Source organism: Kamptonema formosum PCC 6407, from assembly GCF_000332155.1.
GTDB classification, from domain to species: Bacteria; Cyanobacteriota; Cyanobacteriia; order Cyanobacteriales; family Microcoleaceae; genus Kamptonema; species Kamptonema formosum.
Genome location: NZ_KB235907.1, coordinates 32,375 through 49,345, shown reverse-complemented (window position 1 = coordinate 49,345; position 16,971 = coordinate 32,375). Strand labels below are relative to the sequence as shown.

The window sequence follows — 16,971 nt, the reverse complement described above, 5'->3', positions numbered from 1 at the left end:
CAAAAAAACGGCGGCCATCATGCTCATCTAGGTGATAGCTACCAATCTTTTGAGCCTGCTGTAGCAGTAAGCTGTTACGGTAGCCGATGTTGATTTGCTTCCCTGGTTGCGTTGCAACCTTATCAGCCAACAATTGAGTTTTTCCGGTGGCTAGGCCCGATTTGGGAGCTATAATTTTGCCGGGTTCAGGGGCTTCTATGTCGAGGTAGCGCTGGTTTACTTTTTTCTCAGGAGAGAAGCCCTTGTAGCAAAAACGCCACAGGCGCTCATCCTGCAATTGTTTGAGGGATTCAGCGGCGGCTAGGACTTGGGCAACGTCGCCACCAGCAACTGCAAAATCATCAATTCCTTTCTGCGGGCCTGGGAGTCTGGCAATTTTGACTGTGGACTGTTTGAAGAGTTTGCCAAGGATAGCCGCGTTGACCCATTCGGGGGACTTGAAATAATCACCGGGGCGGTAGTCGAAACAAATCGTAACATCACGACCATCATCGAAGGGTAATAAATCTGGGTGCAATTCCCGTGCGATCGCTTTGCCTTTAAAATCTCTGTCTGTAACCCGCCATCCCATTGAGATACCAGGGAGGGCGATCGCCGCGTAACCCAAAGTCAGTAGGCATCCTGCTTTTTTCTCACCTTCTGTCGGTTTTACAGGAACTCGATTTTTAAGCACCCATTCCCAAAAACCCAGAGCCGAACCTTCTTGTGTAACCTCTATGTAACTAGGCATGGCGATACCATACTGCGCCGCAACTTTCTCCCAGATGTGAAGCGGTACTTTGAGGAATGCGATCGGGGCTTTACCCCCTTCAGGGTTGCGGTACTTTACGACTTTCCATTTTCCGTTTTTGCCATTCTCAGGTTTGAGTAAGGGCCCTTGTAAAATCTTGACGCGACCGTTGCAGATCCAGCCGTGTGACAGTGGAGTGTTGTCAAAGTCTACGCAGCGTTCCCAAAGTCTCAGGTACTTGGCGTTGAGGCGGCCCGCGTTGAGGCGCTGCGGGTGGGGATAGAGAAATTCAATAAGTCTGCGCCAGCGATCTCCTGTACGTTGAGGTTAATGATTGCATCGTCAACGCCAGAGTCTAACCAATCTTGGCGGTAGTCAGTGCGATCGCTGCTCTGATAGACGGGCGAGTTGGGGAGTGTCAGAGTGGGGTGCATTTATTTTGCCCCCCCAAATTTCAATCGGAGTGTACCGCCATCGCCATATTTTTGAAGGAAATCAAACAATTGATGCGGTGCTACTTCAAAGATTTGCTCAGTAGGTTCTGCAAATCTGTTTTCGTTTTTTAGATTGCAATTACTTGAGTCGGTGTGAGGATAGTGTGGTGATGACACAATAGGTTGTGCCTTACCACATATACTACCTAACTCATTTTTGAAAATTCCATCGGTGTTCCTTTGTAAGGGTTAACACCGCTTTTGCAGGGGTCTGTTGTTTAAAGTTGTCAAAATAGGGACTGCAATCACAAAAAGTCTGATTGAGTTGACTATTGACACCGTTTTTGTTACATTTACATAACAAATATTTTCTTTTTGACCCGTTCTGCAAAACCGGGTGTAATTGCTGAATTGATGCACTCAATTCGGCAAATTTAATTTCTGGGTAGTTTTCTCGATTGTCGCTTCGTTTTCATAGATTTTCCCTCAATTAAATATTTTTCGAGTATTCTCTCACAAAAAGCGCTCGCTTAGTAGCGATTATTTATCCTTTGGTGAGTGTTTATTGGTGAGGTCGGTTTTTTATCAATCGCCTCACTTAATTGCTTTCCGATCCAAAAACTGATACTTTGCATATTAAAAAGTGTCCGAAGTATTGTTTTAATAGTAATCTATTTTTCCGTTTTGCGATCGCCACTAGCGATCTTTTTTTGGGATTAAGTTTGAGTTGGTCAAGTCACAATCATAAACCTTTAAGGCTTGCCTCACGAGCGCATAGCACGAGAATAAACCCGATACTGAATACTGGTTTCATAAACCTTTGATGCTCTTAAGGGGTTGAGCGCATAGAACGAGAACCCGATACTGAATACTGGTTTCATAAACCTTTGATGCTCTTAATGGGTTGAGCGCATAGCACGAGAATAAACCCGATACTGAATACTGGTTTCATAAACCTTTGATGCTCTTAATGGGTTGAGCGCATAGCACGAGAATAAACCCGATACTGAATACTGGTTTCATAAACCTTTGATGCCGTTAGGGGGTAGAGTATCTCGGCTATACCCCTCACTGCTATATCAAACCAGCACTCATACATCTAAAGTTGACGGCGATCGCCATAAAGCATAATTTTTGCGTTGCCAGCCCTCGGTAATAAGTCTGATGTCTCGCACGAGAAGTATTTACCCTGACGATGTGGGTAGCATTTTGACTACAACAATCAGCGTTTTGAGCGATCGCCCAAAAGAATCAAGCTAAGTTTTAAAGAAGTTTTTGCCTGATCTTTTCCAAATATTTGGCAAAAACAATGGCAAAATCACGAATTAATTAGTATTAGGACTATATGAATGAGCGATCGCCCTCAAGTTGTAATAGCGTGATGCTCTTCTAGGTCAATTCGTTTGGGGGCAAGCCAGCGCGAAAAATCTGCTCTGCCGTCAGTTGCAATTCAGGAAATGCAGCCGACTCAATGCGCGAGTTTCCCCTAAACTGTTTGACCTGATACTCCCCATCAACCAATTCATAAACGCTGAACGTGGGTTGTTTGGGATTGCCGATAAACTGCCTGCCCCCCAAACCGAGGTAGTCCACAATCCAGTATTCAGGAATCCCCATTTCTTCATAATCCCTAGCTTTTGTGAAATAGTCATCACGCCAATTGGTGCTAACGACCTCTACAGCCAGTCGCACCGAAGCCCCCAATCGTGATGATGGATTCTTTCTTCCAGCGAGGTTCGTTTGCGATCGCGGTTTGATCTAAAACTATTACATCTGGCGTGTAGCCTGATTTGTCAGCGGCAGACTTAACTATGTACTCTTTCGGCACGAGGTAGGGCAATTGTTGCTGCCGAATCTCTAAAAACACAACGCCAGCAATAAACCCAGCTACAGCCGAATGGTCGCCAGTCCCTAAAGGCATTTCAACAATTACTCCGTTGTGTAGTTCGTACTTGTGGACAGAGTTCTCTGGATACCAAGCAACGAACTCATCAAACGTGACTGTTTTGGCTTTTGTGTGGGCTTGAGTCATGGTGTTTACCTTGCTAGAAATCTACGTCCGACGCTTGAGGGATTCAAGAGTGATAAAAGCCTTGCTGGGTAAAGGTTATACGCCCGACCCTCTGCGAACAACTCAGCGAGGCTGAACGCAACCTGTTAAACCCTCTGCCTGTAAAGCTTGTAGTTTATTTGGAGCCTCTGAACGCAACCTGTTAAACCAGTTTTTGCGTAGCCAAGCAACAACGAAAAATAAAAACATTTTTGCAAGTATTCTTTACCGTGTTTAAATACGATTTTGTACGGCAAAAATCGTGTTTAGCACGGCAGAACCCTCTCGGCATTGGCAACAAGCTGAGGCAAGAAATTAAATTCTGACTGTTAACCCGACTCATCACCCCCTCCCGGAACCCGCCAGGGGTCGATTCCGTTTTCTCTGAGCAGGCGCTCGTAGTAATCGCGCTCCGATCGAATTTCGTCTTCGGCAGCGTAAGCGTTGCCTAAGATTTCAAGGTCGCGCTGGAGTTGTTGAACGCGCTGGCTCAGTAGTTCGTTGCGTTCTTCCTCAGTGCGGGTAATGCCAAAAGCACTATCAAAACGCCGCTCCAAGGTTTCAGTCAACAGAGCCATAACAAGACTTAACGCTTTTTTGTTCCCCCGCGCTGCTTGCCATAGCCAGTAAGCGCTGGCAACTTCCAACGACCATGCCCTGATGCGACTACCTCCGCGTAGTTGCCCCGCATCAGGCTCTATTTCAGAAGTCGCGGGCGTATAGCCCTCTCCCAGTAAGCTTTTTAGTGCTTTTGACTGCAAAAATTCGCGGGCGTTTCTTTCGGATAAATCAACGCATTCAGCCGCCTGAGTTTGACTCATCCGATAACCGCCGTCAGGCAACATAAACCCATCGACGGTTAGGGAGCCTATTTGCACTGTGGCTCGGACGGCTCTAACTGATTCTTCCGTCACAAAAATTTACTCCTCATTAGAATTCCGCTTGGCTTTTGTACCAGGCGTTTTTTTTGTGCCTTGGCGAGGCTCATGCTCCCTTAGCCAATTAGTGATTAATTCCTCCAATACTTCGCTCATGTCGCGACCTTCCAAGGCACAACTCGCTTTGAAACGAGCACGCACGGACTCAGGAACGCGACCCCGAATAAATACAGGCTTTTCAGGGGTTTCAGACACAGGGGAACTCTCATGGACATTCCTTTATATTGTCGCATTGCTATAGTACCTTTCTTGCTACAGTGCCACAGTGCTATTGTAATTTTGTGCTATTGTGCTATAGTATCACTATGGACACCAAAAGCCAAAAGCATAAAACGCACTCAGCGATATCCCAAGCGGTTGCCCAAAGCTCGAAGCGTCCATACCGTAAGCTTTCAGAACCTTTGCAAATCAATAGTCCGGTGGCTTTTTTTAAGTCAGAGCCACTAGACAGACATCACTAGACAAAAACCATGCACAGCGCCTCTATGTTTAGCGCAACCGCCGAACCCTATACAGCGAGGCAGTTTAAGGCGAAGCAATCGCGTATAGAGCAGGGATGGCGGCGCTCTGAATTTATCAGTTGTCGGCTCAAGGTTGCCCGTCAAACTGCCTACGGTTGGGACTTAATTCTGCTGGAATGCGTGGCGGATTACTCGACAGACCCCAACACCGGACAATCCCTCTGGGAAGCTGGAGCACCTTGGAACCCGCATCAAATGTGGTGCTTGCTCAAGGTCAAGCGGTGGATGGCCGCCGTACCCAAACCGACTTTGGATGATTTGCGATCGCATCTCTCCAGCAATCAACAGCTTTACTCACACGCCCAATTCTTTAAGGAAACCTTCAAATATGACCCTCAAGGAACTAGCAAAAAGCCTTAATACCCCGGTTGGAAACCTCATCAAAAAAGCCAATCAAAACGGCTTAAAAATTGGCTCCAACGCATCTCTTACTCAAGCTCAAATCGAACTCCTAAAATCTACTGACAACACCCCACAGCTCAAGCCTGCACAACCTCAATCACCAACAGGGGAGATGGAAATCAGAGAGGACTCAGTACCCGCAGCGCCCCCTCAAAATCAATCAATTGCCTCAGTTAAACAGCAGCAATTGAGTTCTTCAATTCAGGCTGAATCCGAACTCAGTCAACATCAAACAGAAACACGATTACAACAGCGTTTTGCTGATGGTCAATACCTTGGAGTTCTGGAGGCTTTAGCCGAAGGTCAAGGGCGAGTTAATGGTTATTTAGCCGTGTCGCAAGTCACCTTTAATGCCGATATGCAGCGACGCGAACAAGCCTTAGCTACTTTAGCTGAAAAGCTGGAAGGTGAGGATTTTTTCGGAAACTCCCAATCAGCAGCAGAGAGCTACTACAAATCATCACAAGTAGGAGCCTCTACCAGTCAGGACATCAATCAAATCTTGACCAACTTAGCAGCCAATTAACCCAAATAGAAGCGCTGTTAATTCAATTGTTAGCAGCGCAACTACCCACAAAGCAGGACAAGGAAATGTTCAAAAGATTAGCTCAGTTTATCTCAGACTTGATGACATCTAGCCAACTGCATGATAATGACAGAGTTTATGCAATGCAATTGCTTTACAACTACGATCCTAATCGCCCAGTAATGCACCTTCGGAGGGTTGAGGGAATTGAATTGATTTGGTGCAGATTTAGAGATAGATTTTTCCCAGAAACTGAGGGAGAATGTGATGACTAAGAATGAGTTTAGGATATGGATTGCCAAAATGATTGGCTATCCGGCTGCTATTGTGATTGTCTTAATCCTAATCATTGGCGAAGTAAAGATTGACAGAGACTTTCCTAGTTTACTCTGTGGGGCTAACCTCGGATTAATGTTAGCAATATTGCCTGAATACTTGAGGAAAATAGAATGATACGAAAACTCCTCACATCAGCCGCCACAGGAGCGGCGCTAATCAGTGCAGTTCTGCTTTATTACGACTTTAATCCACTGCATAATGAGCGCTGGCTTTTAACAGCAGCAGCTATCGCAGCAACGGGAACGCTGACAGCAGAATTAAGCACTAGAAAAAAACCCAAAAAACAAATAGAGCAATTGCTTAAACAGCAGATAAGGCAACTACCCTACGGCAGTGAAGACTGGCAACACAACCTAGACCTGCTGATTGCTGTTCAGAACCACGAAAGCCCGAAAAACGGTCAACCTTAAACCATCACGCCCCTTTCAAACCAAGGCTTAAACCCTTACTGTACTTAACTATTCTCAACAAATCCGCCAAATGATAATCAAACCATAACCAACCATCTAACCACCATGTACGATGCCTACTACCACCCCTCACAGCCGCCCCCTTTGACTCAGCAGCCAGTTGTTGAGGCAACAGAACTAGGGGAAGAGAATGCAGACAAAACGCCAATTTTACCGATAACTAAAAGGAGCAAAACTAAGAACAAAACGGGGCTATTAATGCTGGCATTGTTGCCAATATTAGGCGCTTTGCTGGTAGCCAAAATGAGTATTAGTCCAGCATCAGACCCACTGCCTCCACAATCTCAGACTACAGCAGAAAATCAGCCCCAGGGGGAGGAATCACAAACAGTCGAAGCGAACGCTAAGACAGGGGCAACTGAGGGAGATGGAATTGATTTAGATGCCCTGATTAAAGGCATAGAACAGAGCAAGGGAACGGCTAAGCAAAGCATCACCATTGCCCGTGAAAACCTGGATTATTCGATGGTAAATTTGCTCTTAACTCAGATGCGAGAAGCCAACAAAGCCCCTCACTACACGCCCCCTGATAGATGGTGGTTGCTAAAAGCAAAAGAGAAAGCAGAACAGTTCAAGAATCGCGCTGCTAACTTGGGTGATTTCACCACATATAAAGGCATCAAAAACTGGCAAGTTTGGTTAACAGAAGTAAATGCTTTGCTAGTAATTCACGACCTACTAATTGAGTCAGGCAAAGGGAATCAGTTACAAGTTTTACCCAATCCTAACCTTGCCGTTTCCCTTTCCCAATACCTGCAATTTACTGAGTTGGCGATTGCTGGCGATACTCAAGCATTAGAGCAGATGAGAGCTATTGCAGAGGGTCAAAAGAACGCTGACAAATACAATCAGGAGGTGAAAACCAACTATGACAAATCCCTCACCAATTCCCATTAATCAAAGGCAAGCAATAGCAGGACTTAGCGCTTCTCTTCTGATTGGTGGTGGAGTGTTGATTGGTGATGCTATCTTCGGTCGCCAACAGTATCAAATTAACGATGATTCAGCCTCTATTTGTGGCGCTCAACGTTGCCAAGTAATTGCTCCTAAACCCTATAGGTTTTATGAAGCTGCTATCGGTACTTTGTTAGTTGGTTGTGGAGTAGGTGCGAGTCAGTTTTGCTCGCTGGGTGGTGATTTAATGCAACTGACAAAACTGGGTAGCGCTGCTACGTGGGACTGGTTAAATGAAGCTTTTGAGGAACTAAAACCGACACAGGAACAACAGCAGCGGGTGATTCAGTTGGCAGTTAACGCCGCGCCAATTCAAATTAAAACTTGGATACAGCAGACATCGGCTGATACTTCTTGGTTTGAGCGCTGGCTAAGAGGGCACAACCGCATTGCGGGAGAAACTGAAAGCGGTAAAACCACACTCGCAGAAGCGGCTTTAATTCATTACTTAAGCGTCAATCCTAATACCACAATCGCGATTGGCGATATCAACTACGGCAAGCGAGATAAGGATTGGTGCAAGCTTGACCCGGCTTACATCTACACTGAACTCGACCAAATAGCCGCGATTATTGACCACGAATACAAGGAATTAGCTAACAGAAGGGAAAGAGCAATTGCGGCAAAACGAGCGGGTAAAGCCTCCCCTAATTTCTCGCCGAGGCTGTTAATTATCGACGAATTAGACAGCATTGCTGAAGACTTCGGCGGACAAAAATCCGAACCCATGAAACAGCTTAGGGCTTTGGCTAAGCAGGGGCTTGGTTATCAGAGCAAACTGATTTTAACGGGGCATTCCTTTGCTGTTGGTGATGCCGGAGTTAGTCTGGCAACTTCTAATCAATTCAGCAGTTTACTAACTGTTAAAGACAAGCTCTTACGTTCTGAGCTTAAATACCTCAACCCTGCTAATGCTGATGAGATTGAAGAACAGGTTAAAGCATTACAAAAAGCAGGTCATAGAGTAGCAATTGCTCAACTAGGAGAATCAAGCCCCGAAGTAGTTGTTATCCCAGATTTGTCTCACTTAAAGAACGTCAAACTCAGTCATCGCGACCCGCTTGCCGATTGGTGGCGGGGTGCTTGGACTACTGAGGTTGAACAGTGGGCAAACGAACAAGCCACGCTCTATGTGAAGGGTGAAATCGGCTCACCGCTCAAACCATTGGCTGCAAAACTGGGCATTCAAACGCTTAACTCTGATGCCCGTTACACGCAATATTTGAAACCCACTTGGGAACAGATTTTAACTAACGCAAAAGCTGGAGGAATTGAACAATGAAGCTTAAGGATTGTCTGTTTGTTTTATTAGTTTTCTTAGCACTCGTAGCCACTTGGGATGTCACAGTTGGTCAAATTTTTCAAAGTGCTGGCAGCGCGGGACTAGACAGCGGCCGCTCATTTCTTAACAATCTCGATAAGTCTCGTCGGCAAAACCAATTTATTCCCAGTGGCAGGTAAACAACATGGAGCGCTTTACTAGCCCAATCGTAACGGTACTAGCGCTCTATGGTTTGTGGTGTGCTGCTGTTAATTTTGGATGGCTTTATATGTTGAGTTTAAAGTTTCCCAATTTCCAACAGAACCCAATTGTCAAAACCATAGAGACGCAAATTAAGAAGGATTTACAGCAAGGGAGGGGGAGACAGTTACCAACATCAAACCCATCCCCTAGTGCAACTCAAGGCCCTATACCTAGCAATTCCTTAAGTCCCTTGGTAGGAGTTGGTGGGAATGTTCAAACACCCTTTTTTAGCGGTGAGTACAACTTCAAATTAGGCGGTTCTAATGGAAAGCAACAGCAGCAACAGCAGCAATCCAAACAGCCAGACAATAGAGCGCCTGGTCGCTGATTACGAACAAGGTTATCTTAGCGAAGAAGTTTTAGCCCGTGCGATTGCAAATAGAGCTGACCAGGCTGGGTTAAATGCTGTTGATTTGGCTTTAGAATTTATGCTGATTGTGTTGGGGATTGTGGCGTTAGGTGTGGCAACTGTACAGCAACAAGCCCCAAATTCAACTCAAAGCAATACATCTCAAAGCGCTGCATTAAACTCTTCTATTGTTAATCAACAACTTGGCTTACCTTCTCCTAACTTTCAAGGGTTATTTACCCGCCCAACTGCACTCGCTCCTATTAGTTCAAAGATGGGAATGAGGTTTCACCCGGTGCATAAGTTTTGGCGGTTACACGCTGGTGTTGACATTGCTGTACCGATAGGCTCACCCGTACTTGCACCCGCTGATGGTGTGGTGATGGTGGCGGGTTGGACGGGTGAATGTGGTATCAAGATTCAACTCAATCATGGCGGCGGTTGGGATACTCGCTACTGCCACAATTCAAAAGCATTGGTAACAGTTGGGCAACGGGTAAAACAAGGGGATGCGATCGCACTTTCTGGCAACACCGGGGGCTACAGCACGGGCCCGCACTTGCATTTTGAAATCAGAAAAGATGGGAACCCGTTAGACCCTCTTAAGTTTGTGAGTTATTGATTATGGGTAAGATTTTAGACTGGGCAAATACAGAACCCGATAGCAATAATGCGCCGCTGAGTTTAATACTCTGTGGCGGTGCTTTTATTCTGGGGTTAAGTTTTGCCCCCTCACCTGTCAGAGAAGCTGCTACCACTGCTTTTGAGGCTGTTGCTAATGGGCAAAATCCGATTAGTGCGATCGCAAACTCTGGCAAACTAGAGCCTAAATGGTCAAGCAAAAAATCCCCTGAGTTTCTACAAAAAGTAGTCAGCATTGCCAATGAACTAGGCGCTAACCCTAACTATCTAATGGCAATCATGCAGTTTGAAAGTGGATTAAAAGCCTCGGAAGTCAATCGTTTTTCAGGCGCTACAGGGTTGATTCAATTTATGCCGTCAACGGCGCGTAATTTAGGTACTAGCACATCTGCTTTACAGGTTATGGGTGAGGTTCAGCAGTTAGATTATGTCAGAAAATACTTGATGCCGTACAAAGGCAGGCTTAACACGATTGGCGATTTCTATGCTTCTGTTTTGTGGCCTGCGGCGGTAGGTAAGCCCGACAGTTATGTGCTATTCCGTATTGGCAGTATTGAGTATAAACAAAACAATGGATTTGACAGAAATAAAGACGGGATTATCACTAAGAATGAAATGACTCAATTGGTTGCGGGGAGGCTTTGATTATGCTATTATAAAATAGTTTTGCCAGGGCAAAAAACCGACTAAGGCGCGTTCTAGTTGGTTTTTTGCTATTCATTATTACAATTTTTATTCATCTTCACCATGAATACTGAAACAGAGCCGGGTCGAATTTTTCAGGGTACGTTTACTTGGTTGTAAAAATATCGTCGAAACGACAACACCATTTATCGAAGCATGGGGTATGGCTATGGGAGCGGTTTCCTTCATCACCTGTTTCTCGACGTGAAAGCTTTATCTACAATGGATTATATCATAATCCTGACTGACTTTTTGTTTAAGTCCCGGTAATGATTGACAGTTATTAATTGGATTGCCACTCAACTCCATCCAAGTTAATTTAGTCAAACCCGCCAGTGGTTTGACATCACTGATTTTGTTGGCACGCAAGCCCAGAAAATTCAAATTAATCAAACCTCTTAGTGGTTGAACATCACTGATTTCGTTTTCATTCAATAACAGCCAAGTTAATTTAGTCAACCCCGCCAGTGGTTTGACATCGCTAATTTTGTTGTCATACAAGTCCAGCCTAGTAAGATTAGTCAAACCCGCCAGTGGTTTCAAATCACTGATTTTGTTGCTATCCAAGTTCAGCCTAGTAAGATTAGTCAACGCCGCTAATGGTTTCAAATCACTGATTTGGTTGTCACGCAAGTCCAGAGAAGTCAGATTACGAAGTGCTTGAATTCCCTCTAATGAAATTACTTTTTTTGAGTGACCAAAATTTTAAAATTTTACCCCTTGCAGAACATTTAACGTTAGTGGCGTGCTATTGGGAATCCCTATCTGCTGTCTAAGCCTAGCTTCAAAGTTAGCATCCTTAAATCTAACTGCGCTCTGAGCCTTCACGGGTTCCACAGTTTTTGCATAACTTGGTGCAGTAAGTACGAAGGAATCCATCGCCATACTTCCAGTAAAGCCGATTAATAAAGCTGAAGCGACAACAACTTTAAGTGGTAGTTTAGTAGCAATGGATTTAACAGAATTAACAACCGAAGAGAAGGTATTATTGGTAGCGCCTGTAAGTTTCATTTTTCTTTGTGGAATAACTGAACTCTATTGATTTCAGTATTTCCTGACTACCTTAAGACGGGGGTGAGTAGTTACCACTTTATGTATGCGTCTACAAGAGAGTTGTTTAAAACCTGTAGTTTTTGGTTATTAGTAGTAATTTAATAGTGGTCAGTTAGACAAGTGACTTTGGGAGATGGCGAGGGTTGAGGTAAAGCTAGATCAAGGGCGTGGTCTGATAAATGTAAACGGCTATAATCCTTACCTGGTAATGGTTGGTTCCGCCAGCTTCAGGTATCACTTGCAGGCAAAGGGATTAAGCTAAAAAAGTTAGATAAACGCTGAAATCATGACTGACCCTATCGCCGCCCAACTCAAAGAAGCTTCCCAAGGTCTGCTATTCCTCAGTGAATCTGACGCGCCCTTTGAGGTTGTTCACTGGAAAACTTAACCGCTTTTGCTCCAGAACGCTCAAAAACCCCAGATACTCATCCCCGTTGCCGAGCATGAATTTTTCATCGCCGTGCATCGCGTTTTTCTCGCAGTCATCCGCCTATCCGGGTACTTCTTGACTAGGGTAGGGTTGTGACAGTGGCTCAGGGGGTAAGAGTGCGACAGGCATTTCATTATCTACATCAGGAAATCTAAAAATCATGAACACTACATAACAACTCTAATGTCAACTGGGGCTTAAATCCCTGCCAGACGAAAGGATAAGAAGCAAGTTCTTATCCTTGGTAGTCAGCGATCGCTTTTTGCCCTATAACTACTGCAACTATTACCAGGGGAAGACACTCATCCACTTGGATAAATGATTTTATTTCAATCGCTGCTGGCTGGGCGATCGCGCTTATTCTAAATTCCCTGCTTTCTTAACAGCTTGTTTCAAGGCTTCAAAGGTAATATTACCCTCTTCATCTCGAGACGTCGCTAGCAGTTCCGCAGGGCTAGTACCTGTTTCTGCTAAAATGACTGCATTTAACCCAGGACTTAAAAAAAGCTCATTACTCGATACTTTGCCATCTTGATCGCGATCCAAGGCATTAAAAAGAGATTGAAGCTCTTGCTCAGTTGCCATAAGTTTCTATTTGAATTAGTTTTTTCAATTCAATATCCCATAATGTTGAAAAAGATGCAAGGAAAGTTACCTTTTACCCTGGCAGATACAAGCTGTAACTCGTGTCATTTATAGCAAGCTGTACTTTCACACTTGAGCAAGCCGAACTAATTGAAAAGCTGTTAAGGCTGCTTTTTTAATTGCCGCTTTGTGATAGCCATTCAGCTATTTCATATTAATGTATCGGAACAAAGGCGATAGCCGTTTTCTAGGAAGAGTTGCAGTTCAGTTTGTTTGGTTTTATTGAAGGCAGTGCTACCGCACTTTTGTACAAAAAAAGCGAACTGGAAGAGTAATTTTTTCGGGCTGCCAGAATGTTCATGCAGAGCGATCGTTCGCTATCTTCATCTGCTCTGTTGCCTCGCTGATTCGGGTACTAACCCCGCTGATGTTACGACTGCGACAAAGGTCAGGTTCTAAGAGGTAATACCTACCAGCAATAAGCCTAAGTTGCATCTTCCACACAGGGGTGCAACTTTTTGTGAGAAGGAACGCACCCCGATAGTTAGTGGAAGCCACAAAAAGCTTTATATTTTAACCCTTCTATTTCCTCTTATTCCCTCTTATTTCCTAATATCTCCTACTTGTCCCTCAAAAATCCTAAATTATCCTCCAATTTTCACAAATTTTAATTAAGTTAAATTAACTTTCGCTGACTTTTAATTGCTTTTTTGTACTCCGACACCTCCTAAATCCTCGTAGTTAGTGTGGTAGTCGCATAGCAAGCCATGTCAAATAGACGTTATAGGGGGGTAAAATGACCAATTTATGGTTTTTATGGTTTTTGTCAAGACTGAAATGAGAACTGTTGGAAGTTGGAGTTAGCGATCGCATACAACAGCAGCCAAAGCAAGAAAGTTGGTAATGGTAGTTTATATTGCACTTTTTACACAGATATCGGCTCAATACCTAAAACGGACGTTGCCCTAGCTTTGCCGTAAGCTTGCGAATGGTTTCTGTCTTTTCTCTCAACTGGTTGCCGTATCCGTCGCACCGTTCGGTTGCTTGCTTGAGGTCAGATTGTAAGCGCTGGATTATGGTGTAATTTTGGTCAAGTTTTGAGGCCTCTTCAATCAGAGCAGAGGCAAAAGCATAGAAGCGATCGCGCTTCTCACCTTTCTCAAACTTCCAGCCGCCCAAGGATGGCATCTCAAAAAGCTTATCCCTCGCTGCATACAAATCGGGTAGCTGTGGCTGTGATTGTTGTGGCATCTCTGGCAACAGTTCTAAGATTGCTTCCACATCTTGTAAATCAGTTTTTGATTTTTTACGCTTAGCCTTGAGCTGGTTGAGCAAGTCCGCCGCGTCTGGAAAGTCCCAAAATGTGGAATCTTGCGCGGTCTGGGAGGGAAGTTGCGATCGCGCCTCTGCTAGTTCTGCTTTTAGTTGGGTAATTTCCTTCTGTAACCCTAGTTAACTGTTTGTAAGTTACCTAGTTCATTATGTAACTCTTCACTGACCTTTGAGTTACCCATAGGCTTAGGTAACTTAGGTTGACTAGGGATATCGAATAATGCCCCAACTTCAGCCAGTCGCCGCAAAGTCAGAGCCTTAGACAATCCTATGTAACGCTTATGTAACTTTCCCTCAACTTTGCGGTAGGCGTACCAGTAGCCTCCTTCTGTTTCTTTTCTGGCTGTGTAACCCTCGCCATCATCAACCCTGAAGGATTTAGTCTCTGGATGCTCTAGCCATTCATACCACTGCCTAAAACCCACCTCTATCTTTTTGCCAGATGGGAGTTGAGCCGTCCCATATTTCACCCTTGCCAATTTACTCATCGCTAGTTACATATAACTTTAGGTAACTTATCATGAGCTTCTCTCTAGGTAGCTGTCAATAGTTACATACATAAGTTACTTAAACCGAGGGCGTGACTAGCGCGATATTTCTGAAATGCTTGATTCTATGTTTTAAGTAGTGTGCGATCGCGCGGTAGTAGGACTATAGTCGAGAGTATAACCAACATTAGAACGATCGCTAGAAACACAGCGATCGCCCCCATACCAAAAACGCTCCGCGCTTTTCACTTGCCAAACAGTTGACCCCACCACATCCAGCATTGTTGACGGGAGCTCGCCACCTATAAAATGGGTAAAAACCCACGCCAAAGTCCGCAGCCGCACCCTAATCGGTATGGGTGCAGCTCACGTTATTTTGATAGAGTCCGGTCTCTTTAGAGGTCTTTGTCATCGCCGTCAAGCACAGGACAGTTTGGAGAGCTTTGTGCCAAGCGTTCAGCCTCTCGCCTCCACCGACGAATTGTAAGTGGTGAAATGTTTAGTTTTTCTTCAATTTGTGAAACACTTTTACCCTGAGCAAACAATTCCAAACACGCCTGCTTTACGTCGGGCGAATACTTAGGCGGTCGCCCTCCTTTACACGGCTTTCTTCCTAAATTAGCCTGTTTGACCCAATCTCCAACTGTAGCCCTTGAAATTCCAGTGAGAGCTTCGATTTCTCCACAGGAAGCACCTTTAACATATAGAGATAAACATTCCTCCTTTTGCTTTTTGGGATAGCTATTGTGCCCTCGGCTGATGCCTGCCAGTTTAATCCAATCGTAGAGTAACTCCACAGAAACTCCTGTAGCATCCTCGATTTGTTTTGGAGTCAAACCTTCTTTGTAAAGCGCTAAATAGGGCTGCCTTTCCGCTTGAGAATAGTCACTTGACTTCTTGTAGCAAACCGTTGCTATTTAGCCAATCTCTCAAGACTTCGCGGTTAGTAATTCCAGTAAGGCGCTGAATTTGTGCGAAAGAGTATTTCTGACCATATAGTTCTAAACATTGCTGTAGCAACTCTTCTGAATAAGGTTGTTCCAGTTCCAGCGGCAGTATTCTCGGAAAAACTTTCTCAGGCTCAGGCTGAAGCTTTTTTTGAATTTCTAACACCAGTTCTATAAAGTATGGACATTTTTGGCACTTAACCTGGAGCCCTGGATCTGGACAATGACAATAACCTTGCCAAGTTTTAAGAACTTCTGCTTCAGCGCTCAGGAATCGGTCTACGGCTTCTTGAAAAGTTTTGAGGGTTGATTGAGAAAATTCATACTTTCTCCTAAGAATATTCCTTGACGCTCTAAATTTTCAGTTCCACTGAAATCACTTTGCCTTCATCTACCTTGACTCTCTCGATCAGCTTTTCATAAAGGATGTCGCGCTCATCTTGAGTTAAGGTGTACCAGAAGGTAAGCTTTTTTGCTTGAGGATGAGAGATAATTTCCTGTGCCGTAGCCATCACAAAACTTTCTACTCCTTCGGGGGCGCTTTTTTCTTCAATTTGCTTGAGGAATTTAGTTCTGGCTTGCTGAAGTAAATCAGACGGCGCAATTTTAAGCAGTTCATCCACCCTTCTAGTTGCTGTTTTAACTTGATTACTTCTGGAGGGCATTGGAAAGAAACTTCCTGTTCCTCCTGTGCCGATTCCAAGGACGTGGCTTTGAGAAATAATTGACTAATAATGGCTTGATCAATTTTTTCAAGGCGAATGCAAGAGCGGTTTTGGCAACCAGTTCCCGATTGCCTGCACCCGTAATATTGATATTGAGCGCTGCGCTTTAACACGCATTTATAGCCGCAGCGAGCGCAAATAACTAATCCGGTTAAGTAACAAGTCTTACCGGAAGTTGCTACTTTCTTGGCATTGAATTGTTGGAGGGTTTGAAGTTCGACAAATTCTTCATCAGTAATTAACCGCTCAGTGGGATGGGTATTAAGGTGTAATTGCCATTCTTCAGGTTTTTTCTTGGTAGATCCCTTGCTGGATATATTTGTTTTGCAGTAACTCGTATGACCTCGCAAAATTGGATTGGTTAACCAATCATCAGCGAAGTTTTGAGCTGCACTCCAAAAAAGTAACTCTGGACTCAAAACCAAGTTGGTATCTCGTTTGCGTTCCACCCCGTACTTTTCATACAAGAAAGCTAGAACCTTTCGCGGTTTCCTAATTTTCAGCAAATAATCAATGGCTTCTCTGGCAATTTCAGCTTTACTAATGCCAGGGAGTTGTGGTGAAAAGTTGGGTTCAAGATACAATTCTAAATAGTTTTCAGGACGTTCTGCTAACAGGCAGATCGCAGGTCGTTTATCTAAGACATATTTATCCTCCTCAATGAAATATCCCCAAGGCGCTCTTGTCCAAGCAACTTTTTTACTCGGCGGTATTCATGACCGCGCTTGATCCGCTCTCGAAGCTGGCGACGTTCGTGGGCTGCAAAGAGAGCCTGTAGGTCAGCACTGAGTTCCCCAGAGGCGGTGCTGAGATCCACTTCTCCCTGATCCAGAAGTTTCAGTTTAAC

27 protein-coding genes and 1 pseudogene are annotated in these 16,971 nt (G+C 44.5%); 12 read left to right on the top strand and 16 right to left on the bottom strand.

Features of this window, described 5'->3' with window-relative positions:
* From OSCIL6407_RS31630 to OSCIL6407_RS0129190, 5 genes and pseudogenes are all read right to left on the bottom strand, one after another.
* The coding region (locus OSCIL6407_RS31630) for a DUF3854 domain-containing protein (RefSeq protein ID WP_040650497.1) at positions 1 to 730 on the bottom strand (730 nt) is incomplete at its 3' end.
* A gap of 230 nt (positions 731 to 960) precedes the next feature.
* On the bottom strand, positions 961 to 1,164 hold the full coding sequence (locus OSCIL6407_RS0129215; RefSeq protein WP_019488053.1) for a hypothetical protein: 204 nt from the start codon (positions 1,162 to 1,164) through the stop codon (positions 961 to 963).
* Positions 1,165 to 2,553: 1,389 nt separating this feature from the next.
* Positions 2,554 to 3,196, bottom strand: a pseudogene (locus OSCIL6407_RS31625) (Uma2 family endonuclease).
* A gap of 347 nt (positions 3,197 to 3,543) precedes the next feature.
* Positions 3,544 to 4,128, bottom strand: a complete 585-nt coding sequence (locus OSCIL6407_RS0129195; protein ID WP_007355837.1) for a hypothetical protein — start codon at positions 4,126 to 4,128, stop codon at positions 3,544 to 3,546.
* Positions 4,129 to 4,134: 6 nt separating this feature from the next.
* Positions 4,135 to 4,347 carry a plasmid partition protein ParG gene (locus OSCIL6407_RS0129190; protein WP_007355836.1) on the bottom strand — a complete coding sequence of 71 codons (213 nt, stop codon included), beginning with the start codon at positions 4,345 to 4,347 and terminating at the stop codon, positions 4,135 to 4,137.
* A 275-nt stretch (positions 4,348 to 4,622) separates the two neighbouring features.
* Here OSCIL6407_RS0129190 and OSCIL6407_RS0129185 point away from each other — a divergent pair, with 275 nt between their 5' ends.
* The 11 genes from OSCIL6407_RS0129185 to OSCIL6407_RS0129135 all read left to right on the top strand — a co-directional run bounded on the left by OSCIL6407_RS0129185 (position 4,623) and on the right by OSCIL6407_RS0129135 (position 10,525).
* Positions 4,623 to 5,033, top strand: coding sequence for a hypothetical protein (locus OSCIL6407_RS0129185; RefSeq protein ID WP_007355835.1), 411 nt, complete (start codon positions 4,623 to 4,625; stop codon positions 5,031 to 5,033).
* On the top strand, positions 5,002 to 5,601 hold the full coding sequence (locus OSCIL6407_RS0129180) for a translation initiation factor IF-2 N-terminal domain-containing protein (RefSeq protein WP_007355834.1): 600 nt from the start codon (positions 5,002 to 5,004) through the stop codon (positions 5,599 to 5,601). Before OSCIL6407_RS0129185 ends, OSCIL6407_RS0129180 begins: the two co-directional genes overlap by 32 nt.
* 65 nt (positions 5,602 to 5,666) lie before the next feature.
* Positions 5,667 to 5,876 carry a hypothetical protein gene (locus tag OSCIL6407_RS0129175; protein WP_007355833.1) on the top strand — a complete coding sequence of 70 codons (210 nt, stop codon included), beginning with the start codon at positions 5,667 to 5,669 and terminating at the stop codon, positions 5,874 to 5,876.
* A complete protein-coding gene (locus tag OSCIL6407_RS0129170) occupies positions 5,869 to 6,054 on the top strand; it encodes a hypothetical protein (protein WP_019488050.1) in 186 nt (61 codons plus the stop codon). Before OSCIL6407_RS0129175 ends, OSCIL6407_RS0129170 begins: the two co-directional genes overlap by 8 nt.
* Positions 6,051 to 6,350: a hypothetical protein gene (locus OSCIL6407_RS0129165; protein WP_007355831.1), complete on the top strand. Its 300-nt coding sequence runs from the start codon at positions 6,051 to 6,053 to the stop codon at positions 6,348 to 6,350. The genes OSCIL6407_RS0129170 and OSCIL6407_RS0129165 overlap by 4 nt, the downstream gene beginning before the upstream one ends.
* 105 nt (positions 6,351 to 6,455) lie before the next feature.
* Entirely contained in the window at positions 6,456 to 7,307 is an 852-nt protein-coding gene (locus tag OSCIL6407_RS0129160; RefSeq protein WP_007355829.1) for a hypothetical protein, read from the top strand.
* Positions 7,279 to 8,646, top strand: coding sequence for a hypothetical protein (locus OSCIL6407_RS0129155; RefSeq protein WP_007355828.1), 1,368 nt, complete (start codon positions 7,279 to 7,281; stop codon positions 8,644 to 8,646). The genes OSCIL6407_RS0129160 and OSCIL6407_RS0129155 overlap by 29 nt, the downstream gene beginning before the upstream one ends.
* Positions 8,643 to 8,825: a hypothetical protein gene (locus OSCIL6407_RS0129150; RefSeq protein WP_007355827.1), complete on the top strand. Its 183-nt coding sequence runs from the start codon at positions 8,643 to 8,645 to the stop codon at positions 8,823 to 8,825. The genes OSCIL6407_RS0129155 and OSCIL6407_RS0129150 overlap by 4 nt, the downstream gene beginning before the upstream one ends.
* 5 nt (positions 8,826 to 8,830) lie before the next feature.
* Positions 8,831 to 9,217, top strand: coding sequence for a hypothetical protein (locus OSCIL6407_RS0129145; protein WP_007355826.1), 387 nt, complete (start codon positions 8,831 to 8,833; stop codon positions 9,215 to 9,217).
* On the top strand, positions 9,153 to 9,860 hold the full coding sequence (locus tag OSCIL6407_RS0129140) for a M23 family metallopeptidase (RefSeq protein WP_007355825.1): 708 nt from the start codon (positions 9,153 to 9,155) through the stop codon (positions 9,858 to 9,860). The genes OSCIL6407_RS0129145 and OSCIL6407_RS0129140 overlap by 65 nt, the downstream gene beginning before the upstream one ends.
* Before the next feature lie 2 nt (positions 9,861 to 9,862).
* A complete protein-coding gene (locus OSCIL6407_RS0129135) occupies positions 9,863 to 10,525 on the top strand; it encodes a transglycosylase SLT domain-containing protein (protein WP_007355824.1) in 663 nt (220 codons plus the stop codon).
* 252 nt (positions 10,526 to 10,777) lie between these two features.
* Here the strand turns inward: OSCIL6407_RS0129135 and OSCIL6407_RS31620 are convergent, their stop codons facing one another.
* Together OSCIL6407_RS31620 and OSCIL6407_RS0129125 are read right to left on the bottom strand one after the other, a co-directional pair.
* Positions 10,778 to 11,230 (bottom strand): leucine-rich repeat domain-containing protein, encoded by a 453-nt coding sequence (locus OSCIL6407_RS31620; RefSeq protein WP_267879575.1) that lies wholly within the window; start codon positions 11,228 to 11,230, stop codon positions 10,778 to 10,780.
* Positions 11,231 to 11,269: 39 nt separating this feature from the next.
* Positions 11,270 to 11,575, bottom strand: a complete 306-nt coding sequence (locus tag OSCIL6407_RS0129125) for a hypothetical protein (protein WP_007355821.1) — start codon at positions 11,573 to 11,575, stop codon at positions 11,270 to 11,272.
* A gap of 328 nt (positions 11,576 to 11,903) precedes the next feature.
* On the opposite strand from OSCIL6407_RS0129125, the gene OSCIL6407_RS37500 reads away from it, so the two are divergent.
* Entirely contained in the window at positions 11,904 to 12,005 is a 102-nt protein-coding gene (locus OSCIL6407_RS37500; RefSeq protein WP_234709977.1) for a nuclease A inhibitor family protein, read from the top strand.
* A 399-nt stretch (positions 12,006 to 12,404) separates the two neighbouring features.
* Here the strand turns inward: OSCIL6407_RS37500 and OSCIL6407_RS0129115 are convergent, their stop codons facing one another.
* The 9 genes from OSCIL6407_RS0129115 to OSCIL6407_RS35770 form a co-directional block, all read right to left on the bottom strand.
* A complete protein-coding gene (locus OSCIL6407_RS0129115; protein ID WP_007355819.1) occupies positions 12,405 to 12,632 on the bottom strand; it encodes an EF-hand domain-containing protein in 228 nt (75 codons plus the stop codon).
* A 948-nt stretch (positions 12,633 to 13,580) separates the two neighbouring features.
* A complete protein-coding gene (locus OSCIL6407_RS0129110) occupies positions 13,581 to 13,967 on the bottom strand; it encodes a hypothetical protein (protein ID WP_007354595.1) in 387 nt (128 codons plus the stop codon).
* Positions 13,968 to 14,080: 113 nt separating this feature from the next.
* Positions 14,081 to 14,452: a hypothetical protein gene (locus OSCIL6407_RS31615; RefSeq protein ID WP_019488048.1), complete on the bottom strand. Its 372-nt coding sequence runs from the start codon at positions 14,450 to 14,452 to the stop codon at positions 14,081 to 14,083.
* A 132-nt stretch (positions 14,453 to 14,584) separates the two neighbouring features.
* A complete protein-coding gene (locus OSCIL6407_RS35775) occupies positions 14,585 to 14,734 on the bottom strand; it encodes a hypothetical protein (RefSeq protein WP_155523448.1) in 150 nt (49 codons plus the stop codon).
* Between the two features lie 113 nt (positions 14,735 to 14,847).
* Positions 14,848 to 15,288 carry a helix-turn-helix domain-containing protein gene (locus tag OSCIL6407_RS31610; RefSeq protein ID WP_019488047.1) on the bottom strand — a complete coding sequence of 147 codons (441 nt, stop codon included), beginning with the start codon at positions 15,286 to 15,288 and terminating at the stop codon, positions 14,848 to 14,850.
* Between the two features lie 49 nt (positions 15,289 to 15,337).
* Positions 15,338 to 15,565: a hypothetical protein gene (locus OSCIL6407_RS0129095; protein ID WP_019488046.1), complete on the bottom strand. Its 228-nt coding sequence runs from the start codon at positions 15,563 to 15,565 to the stop codon at positions 15,338 to 15,340.
* Positions 15,566 to 15,752: 187 nt separating this feature from the next.
* Positions 15,753 to 15,911, bottom strand: coding sequence for a hypothetical protein (locus tag OSCIL6407_RS37495; protein WP_019488045.1), 159 nt, complete (start codon positions 15,909 to 15,911; stop codon positions 15,753 to 15,755).
* Positions 15,912 to 15,922: 11 nt separating this feature from the next.
* Positions 15,923 to 16,708 (bottom strand): recombinase family protein, encoded by a 786-nt coding sequence (locus OSCIL6407_RS37490; protein WP_019488044.1) that lies wholly within the window; start codon positions 16,706 to 16,708, stop codon positions 15,923 to 15,925.
* Positions 16,709 to 16,761: 53 nt separating this feature from the next.
* Positions 16,762 to 16,971, bottom strand: a 210-nt coding sequence (locus OSCIL6407_RS35770) for a recombinase family protein (protein WP_026103896.1), incomplete at its 5' end; no start/stop codon positions are given.

Bases quoted from the DNA above. Each gene is read 5' to 3' on its own strand.
- OSCIL6407_RS0129140 (WP_007355825.1), top strand. From the start codon at position 9,153: ATGGAAAGCAACAGCAGCAACAGCAGCAATCCAAACAGCCAGACAATA.
- OSCIL6407_RS0129170 (WP_019488050.1), top strand. From the start codon at position 5,869: ATGACTAAGAATGAGTTTAGGATATGGATTGCCAAAATGATTGGCTAT.
- OSCIL6407_RS0129175 (WP_007355833.1), top strand. From the start codon at position 5,667: ATGTTCAAAAGATTAGCTCAGTTTATCTCAGACTTGATGACATCTAGC.
- OSCIL6407_RS0129215 (WP_019488053.1), bottom strand. From the start codon at position 1,164: ATGCACCCCACTCTGACACTCCCCAACTCGCCCGTCTATCAGAGCAGC.
- OSCIL6407_RS0129165 (WP_007355831.1), top strand. From the start codon at position 6,051: ATGATACGAAAACTCCTCACATCAGCCGCCACAGGAGCGGCGCTAATC.
- OSCIL6407_RS0129185 (WP_007355835.1), top strand. From the start codon at position 4,623: ATGCACAGCGCCTCTATGTTTAGCGCAACCGCCGAACCCTATACAGCG.
- OSCIL6407_RS37500 (WP_234709977.1), top strand. From the start codon at position 11,904: ATGACTGACCCTATCGCCGCCCAACTCAAAGAAGCTTCCCAAGGTCTG.
- OSCIL6407_RS0129160 (WP_007355829.1), top strand. From the start codon at position 6,456: ATGTACGATGCCTACTACCACCCCTCACAGCCGCCCCCTTTGACTCAG.
- OSCIL6407_RS0129125 (WP_007355821.1), bottom strand. From the start codon at position 11,575: ATGAAACTTACAGGCGCTACCAATAATACCTTCTCTTCGGTTGTTAAT.
- OSCIL6407_RS0129135 (WP_007355824.1), top strand. From the start codon at position 9,863: ATGGGTAAGATTTTAGACTGGGCAAATACAGAACCCGATAGCAATAAT.
- OSCIL6407_RS31615 (WP_019488048.1), bottom strand. From the start codon at position 14,452: ATGAGTAAATTGGCAAGGGTGAAATATGGGACGGCTCAACTCCCATCT.
- OSCIL6407_RS35775 (WP_155523448.1), bottom strand. From the start codon at position 14,734: ATGCTGGATGTGGTGGGGTCAACTGTTTGGCAAGTGAAAAGCGCGGAG.
- OSCIL6407_RS0129180 (WP_007355834.1), top strand. From the start codon at position 5,002: ATGACCCTCAAGGAACTAGCAAAAAGCCTTAATACCCCGGTTGGAAAC.
- OSCIL6407_RS0129150 (WP_007355827.1), top strand. From the start codon at position 8,643: ATGAAGCTTAAGGATTGTCTGTTTGTTTTATTAGTTTTCTTAGCACTC.
- OSCIL6407_RS0129145 (WP_007355826.1), top strand. From the start codon at position 8,831: ATGGAGCGCTTTACTAGCCCAATCGTAACGGTACTAGCGCTCTATGGT.
- OSCIL6407_RS0129115 (WP_007355819.1), bottom strand. From the start codon at position 12,632: ATGGCAACTGAGCAAGAGCTTCAATCTCTTTTTAATGCCTTGGATCGC.
- OSCIL6407_RS0129155 (WP_007355828.1), top strand. From the start codon at position 7,279: ATGACAAATCCCTCACCAATTCCCATTAATCAAAGGCAAGCAATAGCA.
- OSCIL6407_RS37495 (WP_019488045.1), bottom strand. From the start codon at position 15,911: ATGGCTACGGCACAGGAAATTATCTCTCATCCTCAAGCAAAAAAGCTT.